Here is a 4,018-nt window from a genome sequence, read left to right as displayed (position 1 = left end):
GTCGATTTTCCCGACTTCGTCCCCACGACACTGCCGTCATCGAGCATTTCCCAAGGCTCCGCAGGGCCCGCGATCACGATGTCGTTGTTGTCGGGGTCGACGAAAACGTACTCGATCCGTTGCAGTCCCGCCAAAAACTCGACGTCGCTCGAAATCGGCTCGCCCGCTTCGCGAGTCGCCTGCAGGTGTTTTTGCAATTTCGCTAACGAGATCATCCGCATCTCGGTCGCTTGATTCATCTCGCCTTCGGCTTGCCGGAGCGCCGCACGGGCCGCGTTGGACAGTTCTTGTTGCTCAGCGATCGTCGCGTTGCGGACGATGCCTTCGGCGTCAATCAATACTCCCCCTACCGCTCGGTTGTTGAGCCCACTGATTCCCGCCTGCAGCGAGGCGGACATGCAGAGGACCGCGATGATAGACGCAGTAAAGCGAAACAGACGTTGTGGACCGAATTCCATCGAGTGGATCTCCGAGGTATCCCGCACAACGGCTCGCGTTTTTGGGCGGGGGATGGTTCGTGGCTTAGAATATTCGTGGCTTAGAATAGATGCCGTGGACTAAAAACCGCAAATGCAATCCAACGGATGGCAATGCGGCCCGGCAAGTGACCGATACACAGGATACTTGCGGAAAATCCATATCGCAACAGAAGTCCTGTCGCTGTGAACGCACAAATGGTCGGTTTCTCCGCTAAAATACGAGTGCGGCACGTGGCAGACGCTAAGAACCCGCCGCTCGACATTCTACAGACTCCGTCACAGCGTTCACAATCATCATAATCGATACGCCAACGGTCTTTTCCATTTTTGGCTTCTCCCATCGCAGTGGATTCGCTTGAACACCAAAGCCCCGCAGACGACATCCTCAACAAACTCGGCTGGATCCTCGACAGCCCCGGCGGGTCACACCTCCGCGACCCGCCATCCAGGTGCCTACCTCGTCTTGAAATCAGCCGGTCGCTGGAGTGACGTGTTTCGACTTGCCCCCCCAGCCGAAGCCTTCCTGGGACGAGCTTCGTCCAACCAAATTGTGATCCGCAGCCACCAAGCCAGTCGCCAGCACGCCCGCATCTATTGGGCCGATCCGGCCCCCCAAGAAGCTTCGGCCTCGTCGCCGCCTGTTGCCGCCGCCACCGCTACCGGATCGTGGTTCATCGAAGATCTCGGCAGCCGCAATGGCACCTTTGTCGGCGGAATCGAGATCTCGGCACCGCATCCGCTTCGTGATGGCGACAAAATCGAGGTCGCCGGTTTTGCGATCCAGTTCACGCACACCATCCATACCGGCGGCATCGAATCGACATCCGACGATGATGACGACGCGGCCTCGCAAGCCACCGACGACCAATTGACGATGGAAATGAGTGCCGATGCGATCACCGATCGGCGGCGGCACAGCGATTATCTGCATGGGCGAACCGCTGCCTCGGATGCAAATGCGGTGGACCCTAAAAATGCGGCGGAACGAAATGCCGCCGGCGACGATTCGCCAGGCGTTCGCAGCCGTTTGCTCAAATTGGCATTCACACTCGCTCGCCTCGAGGATTCCGAGTCGGCTGTCGCCGCGTGCCTGGATGATTTGGTGGGCAGCTTGAAATTTGATACCGCCGGTGTCTATCTCAGCGAACGATCGACTCTCCCAGCGGCGGTATCGCCCAGCTCGATTTCAGAAGTCCCCTTGGTCGCGACGCGGCAAAGCGGTGACCGCAGTTACCGCCGGCCGCCCGAAACGCTATTGCAGAATCTTGCCGGCGAAAACGGGCACGCCTTGTTGGCTCGCAACATCGTCGGCGATGACCAATTGGCGACCAAGAACAGTCGCGGCGAGATTGATGTCGAAAGCATCATTCTGGCCCCGATCCGCGACCATCGCGATCGTTTCCTCGGCATGATTCACATGACCACCGCCGCAGGGATTCGCCCCTTTAGTAGCGACGATTTACAAGTCGTCGTCGCGGTGGCCGAAATCCTGGCCGAATCGGTTTCACGGCTCGCCGACCAGCGGCGATTGGCCAAATCGCTTCACCTCAGCCGCCGCAAAGCCGAGTTGCTGCAAGAACAACTTGGCGACAAAGTTCGCATCGTCGGTAAAAGCGAAGCGATTCGCGCCGTCATCGAAAAAATTAAATTGGCGGCACCGACGCATGCCACAGTGTTGGTGCGAGGCGAATCGGGTGTGGGCAAGGAATTGGTCGCCGCGGCGCTGCATCACGCATCCAACCGCCGCGAAGGACCGATGGTCTGCCTGAACTGTGCCGCGCTGAGCGAAACTCTGCTAGAGAGCGAACTGTTTGGTCACGAAAAGGGGGCCTTTACCGGCGCCACCGAGCGGAAACGGGGCAAATTCGAGATGGCCGATGGTGGCACATTGATGCTCGACGAGATTGGCGAAATGAATGCCGAATTGCAAGCCAAATTGCTTCGCGTGCTCGAGGGGCATCCGTTTGAACGCGTTGGCGGGCACGAGCCGATCAAAGTCGATGTTCGTGTTGTCGCCGCCACCAACCGAGATCTACAAACAATGGTCGGTGAAGGCAAATTTCGACAGGATTTGTACTATCGTCTACACGTGGTCGAGATCATTGTGCCCCCGCTGCGTCAACGCCAACGTGATTGTTTGCTGCTGGCCCAGTTTTTTCTTGACCGTTTCAATCGCGAGATGGGTCGCCGGATCGAGACCATCAGCGAAGCAGCACAAAAGCGACTGCTCGAATATCATTGGCCCGGCAACATTCGCGAATTGCGAAACGTGATCGAACGCGCCGTGGTGCTGAATCAAAAGAATGTGATCGAGGAAAACGATCTCGCCCTGTCGCCCGCCGCAGCGGCGGGCGGAGCCGCTACGGCATCGAGTGATACTGCGGTCGAGATGACGTTGGCAGAGCTCGAGCAACAGCATATCGAACGCGTATTGCGTCACACTGACGGCAACAAAAGTCGCGCCGCCGCGATGTTAGGGATTGAACGCAGCACGCTGGACCGCAAACTGAAACGCTTCGCCAAATCATGATTGCCAACTGTAGTGGATATTGCTAAAGATCCTCCCTAATTCGTCGCCCAGCTTCCCTTGCTAACGGTTTTGGCGCTAGCCACCGTTCCGTTACCCAACAAAACATCCCCTCAAAAAGTGTGCACCAGAACCGGGGCTAGCGTCCAAGCGGCTAACATAAGAACGAGGTGACAGCACGCTAACAGCTTGGAAAGCCGTGCGACAATGGAATTACACTTGATCCGTCAGTTCAATTTCGACCGGCCGAAACGGGACGTGTCGAATTGCGGCGCCGCCGTTAAAAAATTGCATTTGGTCGTGCTCGAATCCGCCAATCAAACGATGCGTGTGCCCGAACACCACACGTCGCGTTCCACTGTCGGGCCCCAAGTCGTGTAGCACCAGAAAGCGATTCAGTTTTCGGATCGCCATCTTGTTCCGGTGGGCCAATGCCGCCGCAACCTTATGCGCTCGCGCCGCTACGATCGCGTCGTAGCCGGCGAATCGCCACAGCGCGGCTCGTTTCTTGTCGGCCCACTTTTTTCGGTAGCTCTCGAAACGCTGCATTTTTCCGCGGCCTTCGATCTGGTCGCCATGCAACATGACCGTGTCACCGATGCGAAGCACGTCGCCAGCAAACACAAAATTCGAATCGGGCTCGGTCTGTTGCCTCAACTCCCGCAGAAACACGGGGCTGGCGTCATGGTTGCCACACAAGAAAACGAATTGCTTGTCGGGGTATTCGTTTCGCCACTGCTGCAAGTAGTCGAGCGAAAAGTCGACCGCTTCGATCTCACTTGAGAAACGTGACCATCGAAAATCGAACAGATCACCACCCCAAACGACCATCTCGTTACGCTCGATCAACGAGGCGATCTGGGTGTGGTGCTGCTCTGCCGTGCTCCGCGTGCTCATCAAATGCAAATCCGAGATGAACACCGCTTGCTTGGGCATCTGATCGCGAGGCCAAGTGTGGATCATGTTCGCTGCCTTATTTCCATTGACGATAACGCTGGATCAATCCGTTGGT

Annotated in this window: 2 protein-coding genes and 1 pseudogene; 1 reads left to right on the top strand and 2 read right to left on the bottom strand. The window is 57.2% G+C overall.

Annotated features, from left to right (window positions below; all coding sequences use genetic code 11):
- Positions 1-458, bottom strand: a pseudogene (locus tag ABX962_RS31910) (hypothetical protein); the annotation flags it as partial.
- A gap of 376 nt (positions 459-834) precedes the next feature.
- Here ABX962_RS31910 and ABX962_RS31905 point away from each other — a divergent pair.
- A complete protein-coding gene (locus ABX962_RS31905) occupies positions 835-3,009 on the top strand; it encodes a sigma 54-interacting transcriptional regulator (protein ID WP_372725676.1) in 2,175 nt (724 codons plus the stop codon).
- A 210-nt stretch (positions 3,010-3,219) separates the two neighbouring features.
- Here the strand turns inward: ABX962_RS31905 and ABX962_RS31900 are convergent, their stop codons facing one another.
- A complete protein-coding gene (locus tag ABX962_RS31900; RefSeq protein ID WP_372725674.1) occupies positions 3,220-3,969 on the bottom strand; it encodes a metallophosphoesterase in 750 nt (249 codons plus the stop codon).
- Between the last annotated feature and the right edge of the window lie 49 nt (positions 3,970-4,018).

This window comes from Novipirellula sp. (assembly GCF_041583735.1).
Lineage (GTDB): Bacteria > Planctomycetota > Planctomycetia > Pirellulales > Pirellulaceae > Novipirellula.
Note: the sequence above shows the minus strand (reverse complement) of the source record. Positions and strands in the feature narration are given on the sequence as shown.

Bases quoted from the DNA above. Each gene is read 5' to 3' on its own strand.
- ABX962_RS31900 (WP_372725674.1), bottom strand. From the start codon at position 3,969: ATGATCCACACTTGGCCTCGCGATCAGATGCCCAAGCAAGCGGTGTTC.